Annotated in this window: 20 protein-coding genes, 2 tRNA genes, 1 other RNA gene and 3 pseudogenes; 17 read left to right on the top strand and 9 right to left on the bottom strand. The window is 27.7% G+C overall.

Features of this window, described 5'->3' with window-relative positions:
• Positions 1–148: pseudogene (locus A966_RS14070) on the top strand (Rpn family recombination-promoting nuclease/putative transposase); the annotation flags it as partial.
• Positions 149–763: 615 nt separating this feature from the next.
• Here the strand turns inward: A966_RS14070 and A966_RS13080 are convergent.
• The gene (locus A966_RS13080) at positions 764–1,210 is read right to left on the bottom strand and encodes a hypothetical protein (RefSeq protein WP_008726400.1); all 447 of its coding nucleotides are present in this window, start codon (positions 1,208–1,210) and stop codon (positions 764–766) included.
• 181 nt (positions 1,211–1,391) lie between these two features.
• On the opposite strand from A966_RS13080, the gene lysS reads away from it, so the two are divergent.
• From lysS to A966_RS13065, 3 genes are all read left to right on the top strand, one after another.
• Positions 1,392–2,912: a lysine--tRNA ligase gene (lysS, locus tag A966_RS13075; RefSeq protein ID WP_008726397.1), complete on the top strand. Its 1,521-nt coding sequence runs from the start codon at positions 1,392–1,394 to the stop codon at positions 2,910–2,912.
• 224 nt (positions 2,913–3,136) lie between these two features.
• Positions 3,137–5,191, top strand: a complete 2,055-nt coding sequence (locus A966_RS13070; RefSeq protein ID WP_008726395.1) for an ABC transporter permease family protein — start codon at positions 3,137–3,139, stop codon at positions 5,189–5,191.
• A 16-nt stretch (positions 5,192–5,207) separates the two neighbouring features.
• Positions 5,208–6,101: a metallophosphoesterase gene (locus A966_RS13065; RefSeq protein ID WP_008726393.1), complete on the top strand. Its 894-nt coding sequence runs from the start codon at positions 5,208–5,210 to the stop codon at positions 6,099–6,101.
• 65 nt (positions 6,102–6,166) lie between these two features.
• Here the strand turns inward: A966_RS13065 and msrA are convergent, their stop codons facing one another.
• Genes msrA through A966_RS13045 form a run of 4 tightly spaced genes read right to left on the bottom strand, consistent with a single transcriptional unit; the run spans position 6,167 to position 9,325 of the window.
• The gene (gene msrA, locus A966_RS13060) at positions 6,167–6,778 is read right to left on the bottom strand and encodes a peptide-methionine (S)-S-oxide reductase MsrA (protein ID WP_008726391.1); all 612 of its coding nucleotides are present in this window, start codon (positions 6,776–6,778) and stop codon (positions 6,167–6,169) included.
• 55 nt (positions 6,779–6,833) lie between these two features.
• The gene (msrB, locus tag A966_RS13055) at positions 6,834–7,307 is read right to left on the bottom strand and encodes a peptide-methionine (R)-S-oxide reductase MsrB (RefSeq protein ID WP_008726388.1); all 474 of its coding nucleotides are present in this window, start codon (positions 7,305–7,307) and stop codon (positions 6,834–6,836) included.
• 45 nt (positions 7,308–7,352) lie between these two features.
• A complete protein-coding gene (locus A966_RS13050) occupies positions 7,353–8,336 on the bottom strand; it encodes a hypothetical protein (RefSeq protein ID WP_008726387.1) in 984 nt (327 codons plus the stop codon).
• An 11-nt stretch (positions 8,337–8,347) separates the two neighbouring features.
• Entirely contained in the window at positions 8,348–9,325 is a 978-nt protein-coding gene (locus A966_RS13045) for a hypothetical protein (RefSeq protein WP_008726384.1), read from the bottom strand.
• Between the two features lie 252 nt (positions 9,326–9,577).
• Here A966_RS13045 and A966_RS13040 point away from each other — a divergent pair, with 252 nt between their 5' ends.
• The 8 genes from A966_RS13040 (at position 9,578) to A966_RS13010 (ending at position 14,789) form a co-directional block, all read left to right on the top strand.
• Positions 9,578–10,792: an LCP family protein gene (locus A966_RS13040; protein ID WP_008726380.1), complete on the top strand. Its 1,215-nt coding sequence runs from the start codon at positions 9,578–9,580 to the stop codon at positions 10,790–10,792.
• Positions 10,776–11,225, top strand: a complete 450-nt coding sequence (gene rsfS, locus A966_RS13035; RefSeq protein WP_008726378.1) for a ribosome silencing factor — start codon at positions 10,776–10,778, stop codon at positions 11,223–11,225. The genes A966_RS13040 and rsfS overlap by 17 nt, the downstream gene beginning before the upstream one ends.
• A 29-nt stretch (positions 11,226–11,254) precedes the next feature.
• Positions 11,255–11,992, top strand: coding sequence for a hypothetical protein (locus A966_RS13030; RefSeq protein WP_008726376.1), 738 nt, complete (start codon positions 11,255–11,257; stop codon positions 11,990–11,992).
• Positions 11,993–12,078: 86 nt separating this feature from the next.
• Positions 12,079–12,152, top strand: a tRNA-Arg gene (locus tag A966_RS13025).
• An 11-nt stretch (positions 12,153–12,163) separates the two neighbouring features.
• Positions 12,164–12,249: transfer RNA gene (locus tag A966_RS13020), tRNA-Ser, on the top strand.
• A 32-nt stretch (positions 12,250–12,281) separates the two neighbouring features.
• Positions 12,282–12,376, top strand: an RNA gene (gene ffs, locus A966_RS13325) — signal recognition particle sRNA small type.
• Positions 12,377–12,496: 120 nt separating this feature from the next.
• On the top strand, positions 12,497–13,777 hold the full coding sequence (recA, locus tag A966_RS13015) for a recombinase RecA (protein ID WP_008726373.1): 1,281 nt from the start codon (positions 12,497–12,499) through the stop codon (positions 13,775–13,777).
• A gap of 154 nt (positions 13,778–13,931) precedes the next feature.
• Positions 13,932–14,789 (top strand): hypothetical protein, encoded by an 858-nt coding sequence (locus tag A966_RS13010; protein WP_008726371.1) that lies wholly within the window; start codon positions 13,932–13,934, stop codon positions 14,787–14,789.
• A 2-nt stretch (positions 14,790–14,791) separates the two neighbouring features.
• On the opposite strand, the gene A966_RS13005 is transcribed toward A966_RS13010, so the two are convergent.
• Entirely contained in the window at positions 14,792–15,508 is a 717-nt protein-coding gene (locus tag A966_RS13005; protein WP_008726369.1) for a gamma-glutamyl-gamma-aminobutyrate hydrolase family protein, read from the bottom strand.
• 178 nt (positions 15,509–15,686) lie between these two features.
• On the opposite strand from A966_RS13005, the gene A966_RS13000 reads away from it, so the two are divergent.
• From A966_RS13000 to A966_RS12990, 3 genes are all read left to right on the top strand, one after another.
• A complete protein-coding gene (locus A966_RS13000) occupies positions 15,687–16,250 on the top strand; it encodes an RNA 2'-phosphotransferase (protein WP_008726367.1) in 564 nt (187 codons plus the stop codon).
• A gap of 403 nt (positions 16,251–16,653) precedes the next feature.
• The gene (locus A966_RS12995) at positions 16,654–18,258 is read left to right on the top strand and encodes a peptide ABC transporter substrate-binding protein (RefSeq protein ID WP_008726365.1); all 1,605 of its coding nucleotides are present in this window, start codon (positions 16,654–16,656) and stop codon (positions 18,256–18,258) included.
• A gap of 20 nt (positions 18,259–18,278) precedes the next feature.
• Complete coding sequence (locus A966_RS12990) at positions 18,279–18,461, top strand: hypothetical protein (RefSeq protein WP_008726363.1); 183 nt, start codon at positions 18,279–18,281, stop codon at positions 18,459–18,461.
• Between the two features lie 273 nt (positions 18,462–18,734).
• Here A966_RS12990 and A966_RS13615 read toward each other — a convergent pair.
• Positions 18,735–19,043, bottom strand: a pseudogene (locus tag A966_RS13615) (hypothetical protein); the annotation flags it as partial.
• A 225-nt stretch (positions 19,044–19,268) separates the two neighbouring features.
• Here A966_RS13615 and A966_RS12985 point away from each other — a divergent pair.
• Both A966_RS12985 and A966_RS12980 read left to right on the top strand, forming a co-directional pair.
• The gene (locus A966_RS12985; protein WP_008726361.1) at positions 19,269–21,062 is read left to right on the top strand and encodes a phosphoenolpyruvate carboxykinase (GTP); all 1,794 of its coding nucleotides are present in this window, start codon (positions 19,269–19,271) and stop codon (positions 21,060–21,062) included.
• Positions 21,063–21,241: 179 nt separating this feature from the next.
• Positions 21,242–22,402, top strand: coding sequence for a hypothetical protein (locus tag A966_RS12980; protein WP_008726360.1), 1,161 nt, complete (start codon positions 21,242–21,244; stop codon positions 22,400–22,402).
• Positions 22,403–22,478: 76 nt separating this feature from the next.
• Here the strand turns inward: A966_RS12980 and A966_RS12975 are convergent.
• Both A966_RS12975 and pnp read right to left on the bottom strand, forming a co-directional pair.
• Positions 22,479–23,786: pseudogene (locus A966_RS12975) on the bottom strand (ankyrin repeat domain-containing protein).
• Between the two features lie 173 nt (positions 23,787–23,959).
• Positions 23,960–26,101, bottom strand: a complete 2,142-nt coding sequence (pnp, locus tag A966_RS12970) for a polyribonucleotide nucleotidyltransferase (protein ID WP_008726358.1) — start codon at positions 26,099–26,101, stop codon at positions 23,960–23,962.
• Positions 26,102–26,163: the final 62 nt, after the last annotated feature.

Raw genomic sequence — 26,163 nt, 5'->3', positions numbered from 1 at the left:
AATTAAACAAGGTATAGAACAAGGTATAGAACAAGGTATAGAACAAGAAAAATATTCTCTAGCTAGAAATATGAAAAATAAAAATATGGATTTAAATCTTATAAGCGAATTAACAGGACTTAGTATAGAAAAAATAGAAAAATTATGACATGAAAAATTTAATATGATATCATCTTATTAAATTTTTTTAAAATTCTATTTTAATATTAATTAGTATAATAAATATAATAAGCTGCAATTTCTAAAGAAGCTGATAATACAGAAGTAAACACAAATACTAGACTTGTTTAAAAACTAGATTTATAAATTTTTATTTAATATTTTTAAATTATAGTTGGATCTTTGCTTAGAAGCACACAGTCGTGCCAAACCCCAGTTCTTTTACCGACGCTCTGCGTGCCGTAGGCAAGGTACTTTTCTGTATTGCTATAAAAGAACCATACGCAGTACGCCTCACTCTGTGTGCCTTTGGCAGGCGAAAGAACTTTGTAGCTTAAACATACAATTTATACAACATGTAAAACATCTAATTAAATCGTTATTAATATTATTTAATTTAGCATAAAATAATAAACTTGTAAAATTGTTTGTCAAGTACTTTTGAAACAAGTCTGCTAATACCGTTAATACCAATAATACTGATACTATAGATTAGTTAAGCACCATAATTGTAGTTGTAGGCTTCATAACAACAATAAATAAAAAATAAATAGCTGATGATTTATTAAATTAATTATCAGCTATTTATTATAGAAATTTATTTCTATAGTTTAGGTGATACATATATATTGTTTTGTTTTAATTTAAAGGCAAATACAATTACTACTATAGCAAATATTATAAATATAAATGCTATAATTAATGTATATATACTAGGCTTAGTTACTATAGTGTTGCTTATTCTATCATAAAGTATTTCAGTTGTAGAATTTACAGAAATATTATTGTCTGAATTTTCCAAATATGAATTTGTAAGCATTATTTCTTTTCCTTCATAAATAAAACTATAAATCACATTTGCAAATTTTTGTTTTTTTATAATTCCGTATTCATAATACTCAATACTCTCTACATTGGCATTTACTTTTATTATATTGTCATCATTAAATCTAAAATTAATATATATTATAATAAATGATGCAGATAAAAATATCAGTCCTATAAAAAATAGTATAGCTTTATATTTTATAATTTTTAATTTATTATTCATATATTAATGATAATATATTTTCTAATATTGTAAAGTGATTCCTAGCATTCATTAACTTTATTTAATATATTCAATAATGTTAATTTTTTATAGAATTTTTTTCGTTTTTAATATATATTTATATCAATATTTTTCATGTTATTTCATTATAAATAACAAATAATTTAAGAGGGATAATTTAATGTCAGAAAATCAAAATAATTCTGAAAATACACAAAATGAAAAAAATACTAGTGTAGAAAAAGAAAACAGAAAAGAGAAATTAAACACTTTAAGAAATATGGGTATCAACCCATTTCCAAACAGCTATGATGTAACTTACAAATCAAAGGAAATAGCAGAAAAATTTGATGAATTAGAAAAGAATCAGACAGAAGTTGCTATAGCAGGCAGAATTATGCTATACAGAGTTATGGGCAAATCTTCGTTTTTAACTATAAAAGATTCTGAAGGCAGTATTCAGGCTTATGTACAAAGAGATAAGGTAGGCGATGAATTTTATAATACAGTATTTAAAAAGTTAATAGACATAGGAGATATTGTAGGAATAAAGGGAACTGTATTTAAAACAAAAACAGGTGAGATAACTATATATGCAAGCGAAGTAACACTTCTTACAAAATCCATAAATCCATTGCCTGAAAAATTTCATGGACTCACTGATACAGAACTTAGATACAGACAAAGATATGTTGATTTAATAATGAATGATGATGTAAAAGAGGCATTTATTAAACGCTCAAAGATGATATCTGCTATAAGAGAAGTAATGATAGAAAATAATTTTTTAGAAGTGGAAACTCCTATGATGCATCCATTAATAGGCGGAGCTAAGGCAAAACCTTTTGTTACGCATCATAATACTTTGGACATGACACTTTATCTTAGAATAGCACCAGAACTTTATTTGAAAAGATTAATAGTAGGAGGTTTCGACAGAGTATTTGAACTCAATAGAAATTTCCGAAATGAGGGAATATCAACAAAGCATAATCCAGAGTTTACTATGATGGAAGCGTATATGGCTTATGCTAACTTTTATAATGTTATGGAATTAGTAGAAGAAGTATTCTCTAAAGTATGCTATAAATTAAACGGCAAATATACTTCAACATATAAAGATTATGAAATTAACTTTAAACCTCATTTTGCAAGAGTACCTATGGTTGATTTGGTTAAAGAACATTCTGGGCTAGATTTTAATGCTATAGAATCAGATGATGAAGCTATAGAAAAAGCAAAATCTATAGGAATAGAAATAGATACCTCTAAAAATAAACCTTCTAAATGGGAAGTAATGGTTACTGTATTTGAAGAGAAAGTAGAAGAGAAATTAATACAGCCTACATTTGTTATTAATTATCCTAAGGCAGTTTCTCCGCTTTCAAAATCTTATCCAGATAATCCAGATATTACAGAGAGATACGAATTATTTATAGGCGGAATGGAGATGTCAAACGGATTCAGCGAGCTTAATGATCCAATAGATCAGAAAGAACGTTTTGAAGAACAGTTAAAAGCAAAAGCCCGCGGCGAAGATGAGACTATGGATATGGATTTGGATTATATTAATGCCTTAGAATACGGACTTCCTCCTACTGGCGGTCTTGGAATAGGTATCGACAGAATGGCTATACTTTTCTTAAATGTAGCTAGTATTAGAGATACTATTCTTTTCCCTCAAATGAGAAAATCAGAATAATTATATACGATATTAATTTAGCTATATTTTTATGTATAAATTAAAAATATAGCTAAATATAATTTGTTTATTTTAAATATACAATAATTCACAAATAAAATACTATATATAAAAATATAATTTTTTGTATAATCAATTTTTTTATTATTTATAAATATTATCTATTTACAAAAATTACTATTAAGATATAATCTCATAAATATAGTTTTTTATATGGATAGTTTATGAAAAAAATTAATATACTAGTTTGTTTAATATCTATAATAGTTACATTAATGGCATTATTGTCTATTAATTATGTATCTAAAGACAATTATGATACTTCCTTAAGTAATATAAATATAATGAACACTAATTATATGCCTTTAAGAGATTATATACTAGATGATTATTATATATTTGATTATTCTCAAAAAGAAGAAAAGTTAAAAGAAATATTCAAAACAGATTATACATCATCAAGATTAAAATACAGAGCTAGTTTAATATCTCATATAGGCGAAGAAGAAATTGTTATAAATGGAATTGATATACAAAATGATGAAAAAGTTTTTAATATATTATCCGACTATACTTTAGAAAATTTTGATTCTAATAATTCTATAATAATAAGCAAATCAATATCTTCTATATTGGATATCAAAACTAATGATACAGTTATATTAAAACTCATTACAAAAACAGGACATTATAATGCAGAAGAATATACTGTAATAGAGGTATGTGATAAATTAAATTATAATTATGCTTTGATAGATATTAATAATTTAAATAATTTCACTGGTTTAGAAAATGCCGCAACAGAAGTATATATAAAAAAGAATATTAAAAATGAAAATTTAATAAAATATGACAATGATATAAAAGAAATTTACGGAAATGATTTTTCTATATATTCTAAAAAAGATATTTTAGGAGATAATGATAATAATCAGGATAATAGCAAACTTAATATTTGCATATTATTAATATATTTATTTTCTTTATTTTCTGTGTTTATATTTATTAATTCGCAAACAATATATGAGTATAAAACTGTATTAAAAAATAAAGTATTATTTTCATTCATTGGTTTTATATTATCATTTATTATATACTTTATAATTATAAAATTATACTATCAAAAAGACTTTGTATTTAGTTATGCATATATTTCTATGCTTATTATTAACATAATATCCGTCATATCTGCTAATATAAAATACAGCATTTTAGAGAAATTATTTATAGAAAATGATGAAGAATACAAAAAAAATAAGAATATATTGATTATATTCGGATTAGCATTTACTTATACGATAGGGTTTATATTACTATATTTGTCATTTATTTCATCTGCGAATGATAATTCAAATATAGAAAAATTAGAAAATATTGTTAGAATAGTAAAAGACAAAACATCAAAAAATACATTTTTATTTAACGGCTCTATATATAATGAAAATATAACTAATACTCTTTTTAATGAAATTTATTCTTATGACAAATATGCTGAAATAGAAAGAGTATTGAGTTTTCCTGCGGGTGTTGTTATAAGGACTGGAAGTATAGGTTCAAGAGTTTATGCTTATGAAAAAAATATATTAGAAAGCGGATTAAGTTTATCTAATATAATAATAGAAGGAGAAATGTTTGAAAGTCCCAAAAGAGAAATTATAATAGGTAAGGATTTAGCTAATTACTTGAATTTAAAAATAGGTGATGCATTATCATTGATAGCAAAGGCATCAAGAGGCTGGCTTGAAACAGGATATTTTTATGTAAGCGGTATATATGATTTGAAGGATAAAAATTATGATATTATAGGAGATATCACTGCTATGAATAGTTTTATATATCTTAAAGAAGGTGATAAATCTCCATATAATGAAAGCATAATTGTTTTTTCTAAGAATGATGATATATATTCTCTTTTAAATGCTAGCTATACTATAAATGAAAATGATTTAAAAGTCGTTTCATCTGATAAAGCATATTATATTGAAAATTCTTCCTCAATTAGAAATGCTGCTATTTTACTTATAATAGTATTAGCTTTTTCACTTGCTTTATTATCTTCATCTGTATTATCTGTTTTATATAGGAGATTATCAAAGTTTAATAAAAGTTTATTGTTAAATAGTTTATATGCTTTATCTTTTATTATTTCTGTAATATTATCTATTGTAATAATATTTATTTTTATGATATTTAGTATTAAATTCATATTATTTAGTTTATGTATAGTATTATTATCATTTGTACTATCTCTTTTAATAGCTAATTATAATTACATATAGAGGTTAAGGATTAGAGATGAATTTTTTTAAGAAAATATCTAAAAGAAACAAAATAATATTTTTAATAGTTATATTATTTATTTTTATATTGCATTTATATATGTACAAAACAGCACATTCTATGAGGGTAAGATATATTACTTTGGAATTTGAGGATCTGCCTAAAAGTTTTGATAATATAAAATTGGCTTTGGCTTCAGATATGCATGCGGGGCTTTATATACCGGAAAGTCATGTAAGGAAGATGTCAGATTTAATAATGAATGAAAAACCTGATATGATATTATTTGGAGGAGATTATATTTACAGTGCTCCTCATAAGTTTAGCCATTATGATAAAAAAAATACAGATAAATTCTATAACGGCATAAAAGGTTTAGAAGCTAAATACGGAAAATATGCTGTCTTAGGCAATCATGATAATTGGGAAAGTACAGAAGATGTTTCTAATGCTTTATATTCTAATGGATTTAAAGTGATTGACAATAATATTTTATTTATAACAAATGAAATGGGAGAATATATATCTATAGGCGGAGTAGGTGATTTCTTAACAGATGATGTTAGATTTGATATTGCTGTTAGTAATGTTAAAGCTGAGGATTTTCATATACTTTTATCGCATGAACCCAATATACCTTTGAAAAGAGCAAAAGACGGAGGATATAGTGAGTTTATAGATTTCTTTTTCTCAGGACATACTCATGGACTTCAAATAAGTTTTCTTCCTATGTGGGTATGGGAGGGATTAAATAAAAATAGAGAATATCCTATTTTTCCAGCTGTTTACGGACTTATGAATTATGGTAATATGAAAGTTTATGTTAGTTCGGGAATAGGTGCTGTGCTTATGCCTTTTAGGTTATTTGCATATCCTGAAGTAGTGATAATAACTTTAAAAAGTAAGTGATAAATAAAAAATAGACTTTAAATTTTAAATTTAAAGTCTATTTTATTTTTAATAATTAAATTTCATTAAAATATTTTTGTATAGAAATGACAATAAGGCATAGATCCTTTTTTAGCATAGTAGTCCTGATGATAATCTTCTGCCTCATAAAAGTTTTTAAATGGTCTTATAGTTGTAGCAACATCGTAATTTTTTTCTCTTAGCATAGCAACATATTTTTCTGCGATTTCTTTTTCTTCGTCATTTTGATAGAAAATAGCAGATAAATATTGAGATCCTATATCAGGTCCTTGTCCATTCTTTTGAGTGAAATCATGAGTTTCAAAGAAAAGTTTTACTAATTCTTCATAAGTGGTTTTTTCAGGATCATAAGCCACTCTAACCGTTTCTAAATGCCCTGTAAGTCCTGTGCATACTTCTCTATAAGTTGGATTTACTTTATGTCCTCCAGCATATCCGCTTACAACAGAAAGAACACCTTTTGATTTTTCAAACCAATATTCTGTTCCCCAGAAACATCCTGAAGAAAAATATGCATACTTTACATTTTCAGGCATATCTGTAGTATTATTATCCATATTGTTACCTTTATCATTAATATTTTGACTGTTAAGTTTTTCAGAACATGAAATAATTGATAATAAAGATAAGATTGTTATTATTGTTTTTTTTATCATAATGTATTTAACTCCGAGATTTTTATTTTATTCTTTATTATCTCAATTCAAAACACTATTTATTTTCAGAATTTTCATTTGTAAATTTATTGACGAAATTTAAAGAAACAGAATTAATACAATATCTAGTTTCTTTTTCGGTGAATCCCTCTCCATAAAATACATGTCCCATATGTCCGCCGCATTTTGCACATACAACTTCCATTCTATCCCCATCAGGTACTAATTTTATGTTTTCTGATATGGCATCATCAAAACTAGGCCAACCTGTTCCAGAATTAAATTTTGATTCTGAACGAAATAATGGAGTATCACATATTTTGCATGTATATATTCCGTCTTCTTTTACATTTAAAAGCTCACCGCTAAAAGGCATTTCAGTGCCTTTATTTATCAACACATCATATTCTTTAGCTGAGAGCTCTTTTGTTTCATTACCTACACTATATGTTTCTTTAGTATCTGTTGTTTCATCGCATGAAACAGAGATTATCAATATTGAAATTAGTATTAATATATATCTTAACATAATAATTATTATATAATGTTTTTTTTAAAAATCAATAGCTTTAAATTATCTATGTGTATTTATAGGAAAAGAATATGCAGTTCTATCTCTTACATCAAATATATTTCCTGTTGCATCTATTAATTTATAATCAAACATATGCGTAAATTTTTTATATTTTATTTTAGCCGGTAATTGTACACTTTCTATATTACCAGAATAGGCATCTATTCTATACAAAACCATATTATCAATTTTGTTATCAGACATTTTCTCTTGTATTATAGCAGGAGTATCTAAATATACTTTATTATCCTCTTTTAGATAAAAGAATCCTCCTACATAATGATTGATAAATGAAAGAAATTGAATCTTCCAAATTATTTTTTTATTACTGTACAAAGAAACTGATTGATCATTATCTACTAAAAGTAAATCTTTATTAGAGGCATCAAAAATTTTAGATACTTTTATTTCAGAATATCCTATTAATTCTTTAGTTTCAGTTAAAGTATTAAAATTTAAATAGTTTATAATTCTATTTTCTGTTATAGAAGGATATGTAAATATAATTCTTTCTTCATTAAAGCAGCCGCTTCTAATAAATATATTTTCTTTTAATGTATACATAGTTTTTTTTGTCTGCACATCATATACAAATACCTTCATTATATTTACTTCTCTTGCTCTAATGAATATATATCTAGGATTTCCTGTAAAAAAAGCCTCATATACATAAAGATTATTTATTTCAAGCAATACTTTATTTGTTCCTATTTCTATTATTTTAAATACATTATTTTGCGAGTCATTGCTTGTAACTGAGATAGTCATAATTTTAGTTCCATCTAATGACATATCTATTATAGAGTAGGATTTGGCATTTTTATGAAATGTTCTGCATATATCTAATTTGAAATCATATAAAAAGCTATTGCCGCTTCCTTTATAATAAGGTGTAAATATACCTTTATTAGTTTTTTGATTTATATATATATAATAATCATCTTTTTCAATTTCGTTATATAAAACATTTTGTTTTGATATCATCAATTGAGCTCCTATTCTTTTATTTTTACTATCATCATAGGTTCTATTACTTCATCTGATTTGTTTTCTAATATAGCATAATAATCATAGATTTCTACAACTTTAGCGGATGTTATAAAAGTTTCTTCATTTTTGTAGAATCTATATTTATAGAGCATCTCGCTCGTGTACCAAACATCTCCTTTCTCATTACTTCTTACAGAGATATATCCTTTTTCTGTATTGTCAGCAAATTGTATTTTTGGTATATTGCTTATATTATTTGTTGAATTATTTTGATAATTTGGAAGCTGCAGAACTTTATCTCTTTTGTATATACTAAACTCATCGCCGATTTTAATATTATTATTTTTACCAAGATTTATATATAATTTACTATCTTCTATTCTAGTTACTATACCTACTAAAGGAGGATTTCCTAGATATTCTGTTATGCTATCTGCTATTTTACTTAATGCTATAGCAGATGCTGCTCCCAATGCTGTTTCTGTAAAAAGTGCATCTTCTGCTGAATAAACAGGGCTGCTGTTAGGTAATGTATAATTTCCTTTATCTTTAAATGTTTTTACTATTTTGAGGGATTTTATATCTATGAGATTAACTTTAAACTCAACATTTGCTGTGTCTTTACCACCCTTTTTTAAGTTAAAATTTAATATTTCACCTGTAATGATATAATCAGAATTAAATGTTTCTTTTATAAAATCAGATGCCAACTGCAAATTAGTCTGCATACTTTTATATGATGCTACAATATCATAAGAACTGAAATATGATATTAACAAATCATAATCTGTAACATCGAGCATTTTTTTATTTATCAGAGAATCTTCCAATACTCTTGGAATACCGTCATCTACTTTATACTCTTCTATCCAAGTTTCATCAGCACTTTCAAAAGGGAGTATTGTTATAGTGATAGAGTATGCATTAATACTAAAAAGCAGTATTATCATTAATAATATAATTTTATTTTTTACAAAAAGCATATAATTAGTAATCTTTGTCTATTTCTTTTTCTTTTTTTGAATTTTTGCATGCCATTAATGCATTTATAGATATTAATGACAGTAATAATCCAAAAATAAAAATAATTTTTCTAAAAAAATTCATTATAAAATCCATTATTTTTATATATAGTATATATTATATTAAAACTTTAACAATTTCAATAGTTACAATATAGTTTCTTTTATAAAAATATATTTGACAACTTAATTAACATAATATATTATATATAAATGAAGAATAAAAATGAAAAAAATATAAGTATAAAAACGATAAGTCAGGCTAATCAAAAATCTATTATGCTTATTATATTTGCTGTTATATTTTCATTATTATTTATTGCTGGGATATTTTATTATTTTTTTATAAGTAAGTTGGACATAGCTAAAAAAAATGATTCTCCTTTATACTTTTCAGTTTTATTTATAGATGATAATAATGATATTTATGGTGCTTATGTAGGTATAATATCGAGCTTAAATAATAGGATAGGTTTAATAGGTTTGCCTAAAAATATAGCATTATGGGAGAATGATAATTCTTCAGCTGAAGTTATTGAACAGTTATATAAAAATGGCGGAGAAAATGCCGTTTTCAGAGCAATAGAAAATTCGGTGAATAAAAAAATAACTTATAGAATAGCTATTGATAATAATCAAATATCTGATATTATAGACTTAATGGGCGGAGTAAAAATGTATGTTGAGGAGCCTATTAATTATAAAGATGAGGAGAAAGGATACGAACTATCATTCGATATAGGCGAGTGGCTTTTTACAGGAAAAAAAGTAATATCATATTTGCATTACTTGAATATGAAAGGATATGAGGATATAGAAACTTTATACAGATTGGAAGATGTTATAGTTAATTCTATGATATCATTGATACAAAGTCCTCAGCTTAGAAATATTATTCATTCTAAAGATATGAGAAAAGCCATATTTGGAAGTATGAAAAGTAATTTGAGACCTCCTGATATGAAGGCTATTATGAATATACTTGCAAACAGCAATGAAAGAACATTGGTTATAGAAAATATTGATGCAAGAGTTTCTGATAATGGTATTTTGACTCCTATATTTGATGGAAGTGCTTTTATTAAGCAGATGGATGATTTAACATTGTATGTTGAGCTTAAGACACAGAAAAGCGAATTGAATAATGAGGATGTAAGTTTAACGGTTTTAAATGCTACAACAGTTGTTGGTCTTGCTGACAGAATAAATATTAGAATGCGTTACAGAGGTTTTTCTGCAGGAGAATACGGCAATTTTGGTACTAATCTCAATGAAAGTGTTGTTCTTATAAGAGACGGACAAATTGAGAAAGCATTTATGGTTGCTAATGAAGGCAGGGTAACAAGAGTATATGCTAAAACAGACAGAAGAGTTTTAAATAATGCTGTATTAATTTTGGGGAATGATTACTATGAAATTACACAATGATGAAAATAAAGAATTAAATGATAATGCAAATGAACTTTTAGAAACAAAACTTAAAAAAAGAAAGAAAAAGTTTATAGATAAAGATAAGGCTAAAGAATTAACATTAAAAGCAGCTAAGGCTTTATATGATAAGAAACTTGAAGATATTGTTATATTAGATTTAGAAGATGTAACAACTATTTCAGACTTTTTTATATTAGCTACAGCTTCTTCTTCGCCTCAGATGAAAGCAGGATCCGATGCTGTTTATAAGGATTTAAAAGAAGATGGGGTTCTTCCTTATGCTGAAAACGATAATGACCCTGAAGGGGTTTGGTATTTAAGTGATTATGGTTTTTTGGTTATTCATATATTTACTGAGGAAGGAAGAGAATATTATAATCTTGATAAATTATGGCATGAAGCTAAAAAAATAGATATGCCTGAAGTATAATTTATATTTTATTATTTTGGAGTATTTTTATGAAGAGAATAACTATTATACTGTCAATTATTTTTATTTTTGCTAAGATATCATTTGCAGCAAGCGGCTGGCAATTCGGAGTTATGGTTCCTATAGGAATGAGTTTTGGTTTTTATAATGTTAGTTTTGCCAATATTGCTACTGAGGATTATAAAAAGAATTATAAAAAAGACGGCGGTACAGTTGGTTTTGATGCGGGAGTAAATATTCAGGCAGGATATGCAGTATCTGATGGAGATATAGGAATAAGTTTATTATTAGATTTGGGATATTCTCATGATTCATTCGGATTGTCTGGTTCATATAAAGAAAATAATATAGATTATAAGAAAAAAGAATATTATACTTTTGAGAATTTATCTATAGGAATACTTCCTAAATTTCATTATGATAAATTTGCTTTTGGATTAGGAATAGGAGTAAAATTACCTCTATATCTGACACATTCGATGGAGCTTACTTCAGGAAATACAACCACAAAAACAGATGGTCATTATGATATGAATAATATGAAAAATGTAATGAAAAATTCAGTTATTACTTATGTTAAACTTACTTTTGATTATTCTATATATATACATGATAATTTTGCTCTTTTACTCGGTGCTTATGTCGGAACAGACTTTGGTATAGATTTACGCGGTGCTGAAACAGTAATGGTTGACAGCAGAAATTTAGCTTCACTTGATTTTGGAGTGCAATTGGGATTAAAATTCGGAGACGGTTTATTTGATTAATTTACTATAAATTTAATCATTAAGCTAAAATTAATATTTGCAAAAAAATATTAGTTATGTTATAATTCTTAAACTAAAATATTTAAGTGCCTGTAGCTCAATTGGATAGAGCATCAGATTGCGGTTCTGAAGGTTGGAAGTTCAAATCTTCTCAGGCACGTTGCTATATTAGGAAAGATGTCCGAGCTGGTTGAAGGAGCACGATTGGAAGTCGTGTGTGCTTAACAGCACCGTGGGTTCGAATCCCACTCTTTCCGTATATATGTTTTTATTTTTTATACATCTCTTATAACGGGACTCTACGGCAGTTGATGATGAATCCGCCAGGTTCGGAAGGAAGCAACGGTAAGTCAACCCAACTGGGTGCTAGTTTTCCTGTTATAAGGGGCTTTTTTTTATATTATATATCTTAATTTTTTCAATTTTTATATACAAATAACTTGACAAAAACAATGTATTTTTATACAATGTATTATTATATTGTTTTTAGGAGAATTTTTTAATATGGCTACTAAAAAGAAGGAAACTGCTGAAGTAAAAAAAGACGGTAAAAATGAAGCTATTGAAGCTATTACAGATCAGATAAATAAAAAATATGGTCCGGGTTCTTTTATGAGACTTGGAAGTAATAAAACAGTTAATGTTGATGTTATTTCTACAGGAGCATTAACTCTTGACCATGCTTTAGGAGTAGGGGGAGTTCCTCGAGGAAGAATTATAGAGATTTACGGACATGAGGCTTCTGGTAAAACTACACTCACTTTACATATTATAGCAGAGGCTCAGAAGGCTGGAGGGTATGCCGCTTTTATAGATGCAGAACATGCTCTTGATCCAGTATATGCCAGTGCTTTGGGGGTAGATATTGATAATTTATATATATCTCAGCCTAATAGCGGTGAAGAGGCTTTGGAGATATTAGAAAAGGTTGTTTCTTCTACTGCTTTTGATATAGTTGTTGTGGACTCTGTTGCGGCACTTGTTTCTAAGGCAGAGCTTGCTGGTGATATAGGAGATGCTCATATTGCTTTACAGGCTAGACTTATGAGCCATGCTTTAAGAAAATTAACAGCTATAATAAGCAATACAAATACTGCGGTAATATTTATTAACCAATTAAGACAAAATATTGCTACTACAGGTTATGGTGCAGGACCTACTGAGACTACTACAGGCGGTAAGGCTTTGAAATTCTATTCATCTGTAAGACTTGATATAAGAAGAACTGAATGGATTAAAAAAGGCGATGAAACTATAGGGCATAAAGTAAAAATAAAAGTTGTTAAAAATAAATTATCATCTCCATTTAAAGTGGTTAATTTAGAGATAATATTCGGTAAAGGCATATCATCTGAGGGGCTTTTAATAGATTTAGCTATGGAAGCAAAAATCATCACTAGAAGCGGTGCTTGGTTCTATTATAATGGAGAACAGATTGCTCAGGGTAAAGAGAAGGTAAGAGAACTTTTAGCATCAGACCCTAAAATGCGTATGGAGCTTGAGATACAAATAAGAGAAACATTGAATATGGGCGGAGCCGATAAGGTAAAAGAAAAACTTGCCGAGTATTTAGAAGAGCAGAAAAACGGCGGAAGCAAAGAGGCATTAAAAGAAAATAGTGATGATGAGGAAAGTTCTGAAAATTCTTCTTCAAAAAAGAAATCTAAAAAACAAGATGAAGATGATTCCAATCTTTTGATGAGTGCTGAAGAGGCTTATTCTGATGATGAAACTTACAGCGACAATGATTTTGAAGATACTATTGTAACACCTGTAAAAAATTGATTTATTATTTTCAATATATATTTATATAAAGGGGCTTTTTCTAAAATTAGCTCCTTTTTTATTTTTGTGATTTATTAATTTTAATAGTGTATACATATTTCTATAAAATGTTATAATATTAAAACTATAATTATAATACTGAATGTTTTTTTAAATGAAGCTAATAAAATTTTTATTTATTTTTACAATTATATATGCATTAATAATAATTAAGCCTTTAACCGCTCAAACTAATCTTCAGGACGGACTTTATATAGGTGCAGATTTAAACGGACGCTTTAGTCCGTATTTAGACGGCGGCGGAAAGATTATGCTTTTTTATAGATTTATTTCTGATGTTTTTCCCGGATATATTTGGGAAGGAATAAAAACTGATGTGGGAATTAGTGATCATATTAGTGCTGAAATGAATAGACTAACCATATTTGTAAACAGCTCAATATCAGAATATTTCAATATAGATGTGAAAGTTTCGATGCTGAACTATTATCTTTCTTATGCTAAAAGAGGTTTTGTAAATTTTAATAGTCCTAGTGATGATTTCGGTACTAATGCAATAGCAAATGCTCCTAAAACTTCCAACATATCATTTGAGGCGGAAGCTACGCCTACATTTAAGGTAAGTTTTTTGAAATCATTGTTTGAGGGAAGTGGATTAACACTTCAGGCAGGTCTTACTTTTAAATATGCCTATAATAAATATGGAAAATATTATTTAGACTATGATTTATTATTAATCAGAGATCAAAATGATATATCATATAAACTAGATTCTATGCTTCTTTTTGATTTAATGCCTCTGACTGTTGGAATTAATTATATGCTTGCTTATATGAATAATACCAAGCAATTATGGCATTCAATAGGTGCTTATGCTCATCTTCAGTATGAATTCATAAATAGAATATATACAGAAGTAAATTTGAGAATAGGACAATATTTGGGACATCCGGAATTTCCTGCAACATTATATTTTGATATGAATGCCATGATTACATATAGAATAATATAAAATTACTTTCTTGATCTGCAAATTTCTATAAACATGTCAAATATATTCTGCATCTTTACTATTCTTGAACTCATTAATTCAGGGTGCCATTGCAGTCCCAAAATAAAAGAATCTTTTTTCTTATATTCTATAGCTTCTATTATTCCATCTTTTGCCGTAGCTGTTACTTTGAAATCTTTAGCTAATTTATCAACTGCCTGGTGGTGAAAACTATTTACTTCAGATGTTTCATCTAAGATATCATAAATGATGCTATCTTTTACTATTTGAATTTTATGTGTTGCTGTATGATATTCTGCTGTTTGACTATGAAGTATATTAGTATTTCTTTGACTAGGTATATCCTGTATTAATGTGCCTCCGAAATATACATTGATAACCTGTATGCCTCGGCATATTCCTAGTATTGGTTTATTCATTTCAACAGCATATTTCATTAATGTAAAGTCAAATTCATCTCTTTCAGCTAATATAGTACCTATTTTTTCTATAGGCTCTTCATTAAATCTAAATGGGTGAATATCAACTCCTCCTGTCATTATTATTCCATCAACATTTTCTACCATTTTTTTTATAATATCTTTGTCTTCTGTAATCGGCATTATAAATGGAGCTCCTTTGGATCTTATAACAGAATCAACATAGGAACGGTTAATAAATGCTTTTGGTATAGAACTATTTTCGTATAAGATATTTCCAGACAAACCTATAACAGACATAAATATATCCTTTATTTAAGTAAAAAATTTGCATATATTTTACAAGTAAAATAATTTTTTTACAAGAGATTGGGGGGGGCGGGCGGGCTGAATAAATCTTTATTAAATATTAGTATTAACATAATATAGTTGACATAATTAATAAATAGTATTATTGTTTTTTATTGGAGAAATAAAAATGAAAAATGATAAACTAACTAAAGATGAAGTTAAAATAAGTAAGTTTGTAAGTATGGTATTAAGGCACAGACCAGAGTATATAGGGATTAAATTATCAAAAGACGGATGGGCTAATGTTTATGAATTAATAGAAAAAATAAAAGCTGCAGGAAGAAATATAAATAAAGAAATACTTGAAAGAGTAGTATTATACAATGATAAAAAGAGATTTAGTTTTAATGAAAATCATACTTTAATAAGGGCGAATCAAGGACATAGTATAGATGTAGATTTAGAGTTTGAAGAGAAAGAACCTCCAGATATTTTATTTCATGGTACTTCCATTGATAATATAGATAGCATAAAAAAATATGGTATTAAAAAAATGAAAAGACTTCATGTGCATTTATCATTAACAGAAGATATTGCCAAAAAAGTGGGAGAGCGTCATGGAAAGCCTGCAATAATAAAAATTAATTCTAAGAAAATGTATGAAGATGGTATTAAATTTTATTTGTCTGAAAACAAAGTGTGGTTATGCGATTATGTTGATCCTAAATATATTTTTGATATAATTAAATAATAATTTTAAAATACTAGAAAGCTAAATATAAAAATTCATTTGCTATACATTTTAGCGAACAATTTTTATTAGCAGTAATAAAAAATAATGAATTTTATATACATACCCCGCCCATTATATTTTATAGCATCATTTATATAATACGATTTTTATTATTTTTTAATCTTAATTAGAAATTAAAGCTCCCGCCCAAGTTTTTATTAAGTTTCGAAAATTTTCTACGCACGATTTATTTTTATTAGTTTATGTACTAAATAAGAAAAATAATATATTTATATTTTTTAATTTATTTACCGTGCGTGAGATTAATATTAACATAATATAGTTGACATAATTATATATTTGGTTATCATATTAAAATTGATAAATACAATAGTTAAAATAATATTAAAGAGAATAAATTATGAAGAGATATGTTTTTATAATAGTTCTATTGATAAATATATTTTTATTATCATGTTCTAATAATAAATTATCTAGTGATGGTATAGTTGTATCAGTTGGAGGAATGCCTAGCAGTTTGGATCCGGCATTTGCTAAGGGTATAAATACGGCAGTTTACATAACACATGCTTTTGAAACATTAACACAAAGAGATGAAGACGGCACTATAATTCCGGCACTCGCTGAAAGCTGGGAGGCTATGAGCAATAATACGGTTTATATATTTCATTTAAGAAAAAATGCTAAATGGTCGGACGGAAAAGATTTAACGGCTAATGATTTTGTATATACTTTAAGAAGATTAATAGATCCAAAAGTAGCTTCTCCGTTTTCTTTAGGCTTTGACATAATAAAAAATGCTCAGAGTATAATGAAAGGAGAAAAGAGTTTAGAAGAACTTGGAGTTTATGCTTTAGATGATTATACATTAAAAATTGAGCTTGATATACCGCTTCCTTATTTTGAGGAGGCTATGGCTAGCGATATTGCTTCACCTGTGAGAAATGATATTATAGAAACTTACGGAGAGGATTGGGCTTTAACTAAAGAGCATTACATTGGAAACGGACCTTATATAATGACAGAATATGATGAGGCTGTAAAAATAGTAATGGAGAAAAATCCCTATTATTGGGATAAAGATAATGTAAAGGCTGAAAAAATAACTTTTGAGTTTTTAGAAGATGTGAATACTGCAGTTGCAGCAATTTACGGAGACAGTATATTGTTTTATCCTGAAGCACCTGAAAATGAGAGGGCTTCTTTAATAGAGCAGGGTATAGGAAGAGAAGTTGACATAACATCTATAGCATACTATATGGTTAATTTGAAAAGAAGTCCTTTTAGTAACCCTTTAGTAAGAAAGGCATTAGCACTTGGAATAGATAGAAACTATATAGTAAATAATGTCTTGGGCGGAGGAAGAGTTGCTGCTGATGGATTTGTGCCTATTAATGTAAAAATTGGTACTAATGATTTCAGAGAACATGCACCGGAATATATTTCTTTAAAAGAAAATGATTATCAGAAAAATATAGAAGAGGCTAAAAAACTTCTAGCTGCTGCCGGATATAGTGATATAAAAAAATTCCCTATAATAGAATTAATTACAACTACTAATCCTTCATCGCTTTTTGTGGCAGAAGCTATTCAGAACATGTATAAAAATAATTTGGGTATAGATTTAAAACTTAGATATGAAGAGCCTACAACATATTTGCAGTCAATAAAAGACGGAAGTTTTCAGATGATTAAGGCTGGTACTAGTGTTGCTTATAATCAGGCAGCTGGTTATTTAAGACTTTTTCAGCTTGACGGACTTGGTAATGATGGCGGATACACGAATGCAGTTTATGATTATTTAGTTGATATTGCCATGACAAATGCTAATGAAGATATAAGAATAAAAGCTGCTTATGATGCAGAGCGTATACTTATACAAGAGGATATGGCTATAATACCTATATATTATGACAAGGCTACTATCATGCAGAGCAAAAAACTTCATGGTGTGAAATATGATATTTTTTCTATATATGATTTTAGGAATGCTTATATAGAGTAATTAAAATAGGATTTTAATTTATGAAAAAATTTTTTGTAGGTTTATTTATTGGCATAGCATTGACTATTTTTAGTTATAATATTATGCCGAAACTTTATTCAGAGTTAAGCAGTAAGGATTCAAGTGCTTTAAATAGTATAGCGTATGAATTAAGGAATATAAAAAATATTTTAAATGATATAAAAATGGAATTAAGAAAATAGACATTTATATTTTTGCTTTAAGTTAAAACTATAATTTTTTATATGTTATAGCTTATGTCATAACTACAGTATAAAATCAAACAATGAAAAAAGATTTATACTATAGTTAGTTTATCGCTGTTTAATATTTTTTTATTTTCGTATTGACTTATCATAAAACTTTGTTAAACTAAATACATATAGTCTAATAGAAGAGCAGAAAATTTGCCGACCACGCCTGCCGCTTGCTTGACTTTCAAGTACTGCGATGAAGGGAACGGTCGTCCTTCAATTTTAGCTTTTTTTATTTAATATATTTTGATGTAATTCTTCTTTTCTATTTCTATCTTTATTTCTTATTACATGATAATTTACTATTTCATAGTTTTCTTTTTTATCTGATAATTCTAACAATACTAAATCGCTATGTTTATCGTCTGTTCTTGTTATAAAGTTATGATAGGCTGTCTTTTCAATATTTGACTTTAATATTAATTCTGGTCTATATAAAGCATTTCCTATTATTCTTTTAGCTTCTTCTTCCGTAATATCAGGGTGGATTACCTTATTTTTTTCAATTATATTCTTTTTTAATAATATGGGCTTATCTTCTAAATTAAGCTATTTTAATGTATTTTTATTTCAGTTTTTTATAAGCTAAATTTAATAATTGAAAATAATAAAAATTTTATTATTTTTTGCAAAAAAATTGATAAAAATATTATATTATATATATGATAAATAATTAATAAATTCACAAAAATTATTTACTAAAAATTTATTTTATTGTATAATACTTGCAACAAATTTTAATAAGGAGTAATATTCATGAAGGTTGAAGATTTAAAACATGAGAAGCTAAAAGCTTGGATTAAAGAAACAGCAGATATGTGTCAGCCAAAAGATATATATGTATGTGATGGAACTAAAGAAGAATATGATAATTGTATGAATGGCTTAGTAGAATTAGGTTTAGCAAAACCTTTAACTAAAAGACCTCACAGCCACTCTTTCAGAAGCGATCCTTCTGATGTAGCACGTGTTGAAGATAGAACTTTTATTAGTTATCCTGATAAAGAAGATGCAGGTCCTACTAATCACTGGATGGCTCCAGATGAATTAAAAGGCACTATGAAAGAATTATACAAAGGCTGCATGAAAAACAGAACTATGTATGTAATTCCTTTCTCTATGGGTCCTGTAGGTTCTCCTATTGCTAAAATAGGTGTAGAAATTACTGACAGCCCTTATGTTGTTTGTAACATGCATATAATGACTAGAGTAGGTACTAAAGTATTAGAAGTATTAGGCTCTGACGGAGAGTTTATACCTTGCTTACACTCTGTAGGTGCTCCTCTAGCTGACGGTGAAAAAGATACTAAATGGCCTTGTGCTCCAATAGAACAAAAATATATTTCTCATTTCCCAGATGAAAACTTAATCTGGTCTTATGGTTCTGGTTACGGCGGAAATGCTTTGCTTGGTAAAAAATGTTTTGCTCTTCGTATTGCTTCTGCTATGGCTAGAAGAGAAGGCTGGATGGCAGAACATATGCTTATCTTACGCTTAACTAATCCAGAAGGCAAAAGATTCCATATTGCAGCTGCATTCCCAAGTGCTTGCGGTAAAACTAACCTTGCAATGTTGCAACCAACAATCCCAGGTTGGAAATGTGAAACTGTAGGTGATGATATTGCTTGGATGAAAATTAATCCAGAAGACGGAAGACTTTATGCTATTAACCCAGAAGCTGGTTTCTTCGGAGTAGCTCCTGGTACTTCTTATGATTCTAACCCTATGGCTATGGAATCTATCAAAGAAAACACAATATTTACTAACTGTGTAGAAACAGATGACGGCGATGTATGGTGGGAAGGTATGGGACCTGCACCTAAACATGGTATAGACTGGAAAGGTAATGACTGGACTCCAGAAAGCGGAGAAAAAGGTGCTCACCCTAATGCTAGATTTACTGCTCCTGCTAGACAATGTCCTGTAATTTGTAAAGATTGGGAAGATCCTAAAGGTGTACCTATAGATATATTTATCTTCGGCGGAAGAAGAGCTTCTGTTATGCCTTTAGTACATGAATCTTATAACTGGGATCATGGTGTATTTATGGGTGCTAGTCAGGCTAGTGAAACTACTGCAGCTAATATCGGTTCAGTTGGTGCTTTAAGATTCGATCCATTTGCTATGCTTCCATTTGCTGGATATAACATGGGTGATTATATGAATCACTGGCTTGAAATGGGAGATAAATTAGGTAATAAAGCTCCTAAAATCTTCTATGTAAACTGGTTTAGAAAAGATGCTGACGGAAAATGGTTATGGCCTGGATTCGGTGATAACTCAAGAGTATTAAAATGGATGTGTGAAAGAGTTGAAGGTAAAATCGATGCTGTTGACACTCCTATAGGTAAAATGCCTAAAGAAGGTGATTTAGATCTTAAAGGTTTAGATGTACCTGAAGCTGATTTAAAAGAACTTATGAGAGTTGATGTTGAAGCTTGGAAAGATCAGGCTAATCAAATAGAAGCTCATTTCAATAAATTCGGAAACAGACTTCCAGCTAGACTTAAAAAACAATTAGAAGAATTAAGAGCTAGATTAAGCAAATAATTTTAGTTAATAGTTTTTATTAAAAAAATATAAGCCGATAGTTTAATTAATTTTAAGCTATTGGCTTTTTTATTATTATATCTTCTTACTTAATTATTTTATACTTAATTAAAAAGTTGAAAAAACTCTAAAAACTAATATAATCTATTTCTATAAATTTTATATTATAGTTTGTAATTATGAATAATTTAAAGTTAAAAATATCATCACGAAAAAATATTATAATACCGGCATTAATTTCTGTTATGCCTTTTACTATATATTTTTTATTTTTCAAAGGCATGGATATTGATAATTATAAAATAACTCAAATAACATCTTATTTTTTTGCTTTTAAGATTTTTTATTTATTTTGTTTTAGTTTATTATTTAATATAGATAATAAAAAAAATATGGTTATAACTTTTTTTATATTTTTAATTATAGGCATTATTACAGTGCTTATTCCTTCTTCTGATTTTACTTTTAAAGATATAATAGATAGAGATAAAAATTTGATTTTCTTTGTTCATACTATTTTAAATAAAAACTTATTTTTGGATATTATATTTTTTATAATGTTTGCTTTATCATTCAATGAATATAAAAATTATAAAGATATTAATCAGGCATTTACTTTCAGTGCCGATATTATGATATTAACTTCTATTATGTCTGCAATTATTTCTGTGATGTTTATGATGTTTTTTGTGGCAGTAATTAACTTATTGAAAGGTATTATTATAAATATATTTGATGATACACTTATTGTTTTTAATGTTTTTATATTATCTGTATTTTATATATTTGCTTTTACTCCTTTTATAATTTATTTTCTTTATAAAAAAGATGTAAAAAATATATCAATATATTTTTCAAGAATAATAATGTATATAAGTTTATATAATATAGTTAAATATTTATTTACTTTGTATATGCCTTATAATAATCCTTATGACATCAGAATTAATTTTATAATTTATAATGTTGCTCTTGCTATAGGAGCAGTAAATTTATTTTTTGTTCTTATTGATTATAAATCAAGCATATTTACAAAGATAGTTTATATTATATTTCCTGTAATAGCATTTATTTTTAATATAATAATTTTAACTTCTACAATATACAGAATAAAAGAATATGGAATTAGTCCGAATAAATTAACTTTGCTTTTTACAAATATAATAATGCTTGTTCATTTTCTTTTGATAATCATTGATAATATAAAATCATTAAAAAAATTAGGCAGTATAAAAAATATAAAAAGTATCACACTAACAAACAATAGAAGTTGTTATGTATACATTTATGGTATTATAGCCTTTATAGTATGTTTTATAATGCCTTTATTTTATAGTTAATATAAGCAATTATAATTTGTAAAAAATGAATTTTAATATCTGTACTTATAAAATATTTAGTACTTTGAATAAAACTCTACATTTTCTTTTTATAATATTTGCTTACTATATCAATCATTTTTTTATCCTGAATAGCCTCAGCATATTCTAAAACATTATAGCTTTCTTTTATACTTCTGCCATAGTCATTATCAGGTTTCATTTTTATATTTAAATCAACACCATTTTTTAATAAATATTCAGCAACTTCATAATGATGTTGGTCTATAGCATGAAATATCGCAGTATAGTTTATATCATTAGGATAATAGTTTACATCAGCCCCATTTTCAACCAATACCTTAACTATTTCTAAATTACCCGCACCTGCAGCAATTGCTATAGGAGGATAATAATCTAAAAATTTTGTATCTAAATCAGCACCATTATCTTTTAAGAGTTTTACCACTTTAGGAGTAGATGCCGCAAGTATAGTAGCAGGAGCAACTCCGCTGCTATTTGTAGCATTTACATCGGCACCATTTTCTATTAAAAGTTTTGAAGCTTCATAAGGATTTTCTCCTGTAACAGCCCAAAGCAATGGAGTATCCCCATTATCATCAGCTTTTCCATTAACATCTATTCCATTATCTATTAGATATTGCATTATATTAGTATTTCCTTTTTCAGAAGCATAAATAAGTGCAGATGCTCCCCAAGATGATTTTTCATTTATATCTGCATTATTTTTTACTAATAAATTAAACATTTATTCATTGCCGTTTTCGCATGCAATCATAATCATATTTTTTCCGTCTTTATTTTTTATATTTATATCAGAATTATTGTTTATTAGTAATTTTGCTATATCTATATTATCAGTTCTTACAGCTTCCATTAAAGCATTAAATCCATCGCTTGCTCTTAAATTAATTAAAGCTCCATTGTTAATTAAAGCCTTTGCTATATCATAATGATTATATGATGAAGCTATCATTAAAGGTGTTGTATTAGTATAGTGGGTAACATTACCTATAATAAGCTCGCCTTTTGAAGCAGCATTAATACCGCCCTCATTTATCAATTCAATCATTTCAGCTACGCCTGTTTTATTTTTATTTTTTTCTAATAGTTTTAATAATTCTTCATTAGGCATTATTATTTCATTTGTCATTGATGTATTTTTTAATTTTTCATTATTACTTTCATTAAATGTACTATCTCTTGTTTCTTCTTTTATTTCTTCAGTATATTCATCAGCTTTTTTGTCAGGCTCTATCAATGTATTATCTGTTTCTATATTATTCATGATAATGTCTTTTACTTTATCATTATTGCTTTCATTATTTGCTGCATATAAAGTTATTACTGTTATCATCACAATGAGAATGATTTTATTTTTCATAAAATAATCCTTAATATTAATTGTTTAAATAATATCATACAATATATTTTTAGTAAATATTTTTATAAGTATTAAATTTTATTGATTATTAGATATTAAAATATTTTTTGTTAAATAAAAAAGGCTATTATATTTTTATAATAGCCTTTTATTATCAAAATTATTTAATTTTTTTAATTAGAATCTTTTTTTACCATGTTTTTTTCTTTTTTTGTATGTTCTTCTTCAACATAGTCAGCAGGTTTTTCAAGCAATGCTTTTCTGCTTAAAGAATATTTTCCGCCCTTAACATCCAATATTTTTACTTTCACTTCATCACCAATTTTTAGAACCTCTTCTACATTCATAACATGCTTATAAGCAAGTTCAGATATATGACAAAGTCCTTCTACTCCCGGAAGTATCTCAATAAAAGCACCGAAATCTTTGATGTCTTTAACTATTCCATCATAAACTTCACCAACTTCAGGATCTTTAACATAAGCGTTTATAAGTTTTATAGTTTTATCTAAAGTAGGAGTATCAGGAGCAAATATGTTAACTACACCGCTGTCCTGTATCTCTACATCGCTTCCTGTTTCTTCTATTATAGCTTTTATATTTTTTCCTCCAGGTCCTATTAATACCCTTATTTTTTCAGGATTAACATTCATAGTTTTGTATTTAGGAGCAAAATCAGAGATTTCTCCGGCACCGGTTATAGTGGCATCTATTTTATCAAGTATAAAGTATCTTGCTTTTTTAGCCTGTTCTAATGCCTCTTTTAATATCTGAGTTGAAATACCTGTAAGTTTAATATCTAATTGGAAAGCAGTTATACCCTTACGAGTTCCTGCCACTTTAAAGTCCATATCACCCAAATGATCTTCTACACCTTGTATATCTGTGAGTATTTTATAGCCGTCTTTGTATGTGGCAAGTCCCATAGCAATACCGGCAACGCTGGCATTAAGAGGAACACCTGCTGAAAGTAATGACATAGTAGAAGCACATATTGTAGCCATAGAAGAAGAACCGTTACTTTCTAATATTTCAGCAACAACTCTTACTGTATATGGGAATTTGTCTTTAGGAGGAAGTACAGCATTGAAAGATCTTTCAGCCAAATTTCCATGTCCTATTTCTCTTCTTCCAGGAGCACCGTACCTTCCAACTTCTCCTACAGAAAATGGAGGGAAATTATAATGAAGCATGAAAGTTTTATTTTCTTTGCCGTATATATCGTCCATTAACTGAGCATCTTTCTCGCTTCCTAATGTAACTATAGATAAACATTGAGTTTGTCCTCTAGTGAAAAGAGCAGAACCATGCACTCTAGGTATTAAATTAACCATAGTGCTTATTGGTCTTATTTCATCTAAAGCCCTTCCGTCAGGACGCATAGATTTTTCTACTATAGCCTCTCTTACTATTTCCTCTTCTATAGAATGGCATATACCTTTAACCTGAGATATTAATTTTTCATCTTCAGTTGTAGTTTTTATATATTCCTCTATTTCGTCAAAAGCATTATCCATACTTTCATTTCTTTTAGTTTTGTCAGGATTATAATTAGCAGCCTCTATTTTTGCTCTTCCGTATTCAGTAACTGTTTTTACCAAATCAGCATCAAATTCAAATAATTCCTGTTCTATTTTTTGTGTTCCGCAAAGAGAAGCCATTTCATTTTGCATATCAATATATTTCTGCATTTCTTTATGTGCTAATTCTATTGCTCCGATAAATACTTCTTCAGAAACTTCTTTAGCTTCTCCCTCAATCATTAAAATAGCATCTTTACTTCCAGCTACAATAATATCCAAATCGCTTGTATGAAGCTCACTATTTTTAGGATTGATAATATATTCTCCGTTTTTATACCCTATTCTTACAGCTGCAACCGGACCTCCGAATGGTATCCAAGAAATTGTAAGTGCTGCAGATGAAGCTATTAAAGCTAGAGCATCTGTAGGCATATCAGTATCTACAGAAAGCACTGTAGGTATTATTTGAACTTCATTTCTAAAGCCGTCAGGAAAAAGAGGTCTTAAAGGTCTGTCTATGATTCGGGATATAAGTATTTCTTTATCTCTAGGTTTTGCTTCTCTTTTGAAGAAACCTCCAGGAATTTTACCGCCTGCATAATATTTTTCATTATAATTTACTGTTAAAGGGAAAAAGTCAGATTCTAAATTGGGTTCTTTAGCTGCTACAACAGTTGCTAATATGGTTGTATTTCCAAGCCTCAAAGTTACAGAACCATGGGCCTGCTTAGCTAAAAGTCCGGTTTCTAAAATTAACTCCTCTCCACAAAACACACTTTTGACTGTTACCATATTCTACTCCTTATATTAAGTACAAATCACCGAGAGGGTATTAAAATAAGTAAATTTGATTG

The organism is Brachyspira hampsonii 30446, from assembly GCF_000316195.1.
Classification (GTDB): Bacteria; Spirochaetota; Brachyspiria; order Brachyspirales; family Brachyspiraceae; genus Brachyspira; species Brachyspira hampsonii_C.
The sequence above is the reverse complement of the archived record's forward strand: the minus strand, read 5'-3'. Positions and strand labels throughout refer to the sequence as shown.

Coding starts and splice junctions, on each gene's coding strand:
- A966_RS13005 (WP_008726369.1), bottom strand. CDS start 15,508: ATGTCTGTTATAGGTTTGTCTGGAAATATCTTATACGAAAATAGTTCT.
- A966_RS13010 (WP_008726371.1), top strand. CDS start 13,932: ATGAAGCTAATAAAATTTTTATTTATTTTTACAATTATATATGCATTA.
- A966_RS12980 (WP_008726360.1), top strand. CDS start 21,242: ATGAATAATTTAAAGTTAAAAATATCATCACGAAAAAATATTATAATA.
- A966_RS13030 (WP_008726376.1), top strand. CDS start 11,255: ATGAAGAGAATAACTATTATACTGTCAATTATTTTTATTTTTGCTAAG.
- msrA (WP_008726391.1), bottom strand. CDS start 6,778: ATGATAAAAAAAACAATAATAACAATCTTATCTTTATTATCAATTATT.
- A966_RS13080 (WP_008726400.1), bottom strand. CDS start 1,210: ATGAATAATAAATTAAAAATTATAAAATATAAAGCTATACTATTTTTT.
- A966_RS13040 (WP_008726380.1), top strand. CDS start 9,578: ATGAAGAATAAAAATGAAAAAAATATAAGTATAAAAACGATAAGTCAG.
- pnp (WP_008726358.1), bottom strand. CDS start 26,101: ATGGTAACAGTCAAAAGTGTGTTTTGTGGAGAGGAGTTAATTTTAGAA.
- A966_RS12990 (WP_008726363.1), top strand. CDS start 18,279: ATGAAAAAATTTTTTGTAGGTTTATTTATTGGCATAGCATTGACTATT.
- msrB (WP_008726388.1), bottom strand. CDS start 7,307: ATGTTAAGATATATATTAATACTAATTTCAATATTGATAATCTCTGTT.
- A966_RS13000 (WP_008726367.1), top strand. CDS start 15,687: ATGAAAAATGATAAACTAACTAAAGATGAAGTTAAAATAAGTAAGTTT.
- rsfS (WP_008726378.1), top strand. CDS start 10,776: ATGAAATTACACAATGATGAAAATAAAGAATTAAATGATAATGCAAAT.
- A966_RS12985 (WP_008726361.1), top strand. CDS start 19,269: ATGAAGGTTGAAGATTTAAAACATGAGAAGCTAAAAGCTTGGATTAAA.
- lysS (WP_008726397.1), top strand. CDS start 1,392: ATGTCAGAAAATCAAAATAATTCTGAAAATACACAAAATGAAAAAAAT.
- A966_RS13070 (WP_008726395.1), top strand. CDS start 3,137: ATGAAAAAAATTAATATACTAGTTTGTTTAATATCTATAATAGTTACA.
- A966_RS13045 (WP_008726384.1), bottom strand. CDS start 9,325: ATGCTTTTTGTAAAAAATAAAATTATATTATTAATGATAATACTGCTT.
- A966_RS13050 (WP_008726387.1), bottom strand. CDS start 8,336: ATGATATCAAAACAAAATGTTTTATATAACGAAATTGAAAAAGATGAT.
- A966_RS12995 (WP_008726365.1), top strand. CDS start 16,654: ATGAAGAGATATGTTTTTATAATAGTTCTATTGATAAATATATTTTTA.
- A966_RS13065 (WP_008726393.1), top strand. CDS start 5,208: ATGAATTTTTTTAAGAAAATATCTAAAAGAAACAAAATAATATTTTTA.
- recA (WP_008726373.1), top strand. CDS start 12,497: ATGGCTACTAAAAAGAAGGAAACTGCTGAAGTAAAAAAAGACGGTAAA.